Consider the following 2,252-nt stretch of genomic DNA (forward strand, 5'->3'; position numbering starts at 1 on the left):
TATCTGGCCTGCGGCGTGACCGACATGAGGAAGGGAATCTCCGGGCTGGCTGCACTTGCCCAGGATGTTCTGCGCCAGAAGCCGGCCGGCGGTGCGGTTTTTGCATTCCGCGGGCGTCGCGGCGACAGGTTGAAATTGCTTCATTGGGATGGTCAGGGCTTCTGCCTGTATTACAAGGTGCTGGAGAAGGGGCGCTTTCCCTGGCCGATGCGCGGGGATGGTGCGGTTCGCCTGACCTCGGCGCAGCTGGCCATGCTGTGGGAAGGCATTGACTGGCGCAGGCCGGATTGGGGCGCGCCACCGGCCCGGGTGGGCTGATTTACCCTGCTAAAACGCCTTGTTTTTATGGCAATTTTGCCTGCCTTGTGGTAGGTGGGCGCATGTCGAATGCGGCCCAGACCCTTCCTGATGATCCGGCGCTTCTGAAGTCGCTGATCGCGGCGTTGCAGGCGGAAAACGCGAAGATCTCGGCCACGTTGCGCGCCCATGACCAGTTGATCCAGTCCCTGCGGCTGCGCATTGCCAGGCTGAAGAAGCAGGTCTTCGGCCAGTCCTCGGAAAAGATCGAGCGCGAGATCGAACAGCTGGAGCTGGCGCTCGAGGATCTCATGATCGCAGCGGCCGAAGGCCAGCCTGACGTCGTGAACGACGGCCAAAACGATGATGGGTTGGAAACGGCACCTGCCGATGAAGCTGCCGAGCGCCCATCCCGCCGACGTCCCCGGGTCTCGGACAGCACGCCGCGCGAGCGGCGGGAGCTCGACCCCGGCAGTTGCTGCCCCGATTGCGGCGGCGATTTGCGCCTGGTGGGCGAAGATGTCAGCGAGATGCTGGATCTGATCGCGGCACAATTGAAGGTTGTCCAGATCGCCCGCCTGAAAAAGTCCTGCCGCCGCTGTGAACGCATGGTGCAGATGCCGGCCCCCAGCCGGCCGATCCCCGGCAGCATGGCCGGTGCGAACCTGCTCGCCCACATCCTCGTCTCCAAGTTTGATGATCACCTTCCGCTTTATCGCCAGCATGAGATCTTCACCCGGATGGGCGCCGACATCCCGGACAGTACCTTGGTCGACTGGAGCGGTCGCGCCATGAAGGTGCTGGCACCGCTGATCGAGCGGATCGAGGCAGACGTGATGGCCAGCGACCTCCTTCATGCCGATGACACACCGATCCGGGTGCTGGATCGCGCGGGCCGCGACAAGGGATTGGGCAAGGGTGTGAAGAAGGGACGGATCTGGGCCTATGTCCGCGATCAGCGCCCTTGGGCAGGCACGTTGCCACCCGGCGCGGTCTATGCCTTCGCGCCGGACTGGAAGGAAGAGCATGTCCATCGCCACCTCGCCAACACCTGCGGCATCCTGCAGGCCGACGGCTACAAGGGTTATGCCAAGCTCTACGATCCAGGCCCGGACGGGACTCCCTGCCTGCGGGAGGCTGCCTGTTGGGCTCACCTGAGGCGCGACTTCCATGATGAATGGACCAAGACCAAATCCGCGATCGCCCGCGAGGCGCTCGACCGTATCGGCGCGCTCTATGACATCGAGCGGGAGATCACCGGCCATCCCGCCGATATCCGCCTTGCCGCGCGCCGGAAACACAGCGTTCCGAAGGTCGAGGTCTTCTTCGCCTGGTCAGAGCAGCAGCTCTCGCGGATCCCCGGCAAGGGCGATCTGGCCAAGGCCTTTCGTTACGGGCTGAGCCGCCGGGACGCTTTCAGCCTGTTCCTTGAGGACGGCCGGGTGGCGATCGACAACAATCCTGCCGAGCGCGCGCTGCGCCCGATCGGTGTCGGGCGCCGCAACTGGCTCTTCGCCGGTGCGGATACCGGAGCCGAAACGCTGGCCCGCGCCATGACCATCGTTGAAACCGCCAAGATGAACGGCCTGGACCCCCAAGCCTATCTGGCCGACATCCTGGCCCGCATCCATGATCACAAGATCAATCGGCTCGACGATCTGTTGCCCTGGAACTGGTCGCCGCTGCCCTCCGCCCTGCACGAGGCCGCCTGATGGCAACCGTCACCCACGTCTGCACCCTCGACTACATCGCAAAGATGCTGGGCGAAGACCCCGAGCTTCTCAAAGCCATCGTCTACAACGACGACAACCTGACCTATGGCTCGATCATCAGCGTCTATACCGGCCCGGATGACACCGTCACCGCCCTGACCGATGACGGTATCGATGAACTGAAAGACATGCTCAGGGACGCGCGCATCACCACCGAAACCTGGCACGCGTTCCTCGACGACT

3 protein-coding genes are annotated in these 2,252 nt (G+C 63.7%); all 3 read left to right on the forward strand.

The features are described from left to right. The coding region (tnpB, locus tag FE811_RS26535; protein WP_140849487.1) for an IS66 family insertion sequence element accessory protein TnpB at positions 1–318 on the forward strand (318 nt) is incomplete at its 5' end. A 62-nt stretch (positions 319–380) separates the two neighbouring features. Continuing rightward, on the forward strand, positions 381–2,009 hold the full coding sequence (locus tag FE811_RS26540; RefSeq protein ID WP_116222469.1) for an IS66 family transposase: 1,629 nt from the start codon (positions 381–383) through the stop codon (positions 2,007–2,009). Continuing rightward, positions 2,009–2,252, forward strand: a 244-nt coding sequence (locus FE811_RS26545) for a hypothetical protein (RefSeq protein WP_140849489.1), incomplete at its 3' end; no start/stop codon positions are given. The genes FE811_RS26540 and FE811_RS26545, both read left to right, overlap by 1 nt.

The organism is Paracoccus sp. FO-3 (assembly GCF_006386455.1).
Classification (GTDB): domain Bacteria; phylum Pseudomonadota; class Alphaproteobacteria; order Rhodobacterales; family Rhodobacteraceae; genus Paracoccus; species Paracoccus versutus.

Bases quoted from the DNA above. Each gene is read 5' to 3' on its own strand.
- FE811_RS26540 (WP_116222469.1), top strand. From the start codon at position 381: ATGTCGAATGCGGCCCAGACCCTTCCTGATGATCCGGCGCTTCTGAAG.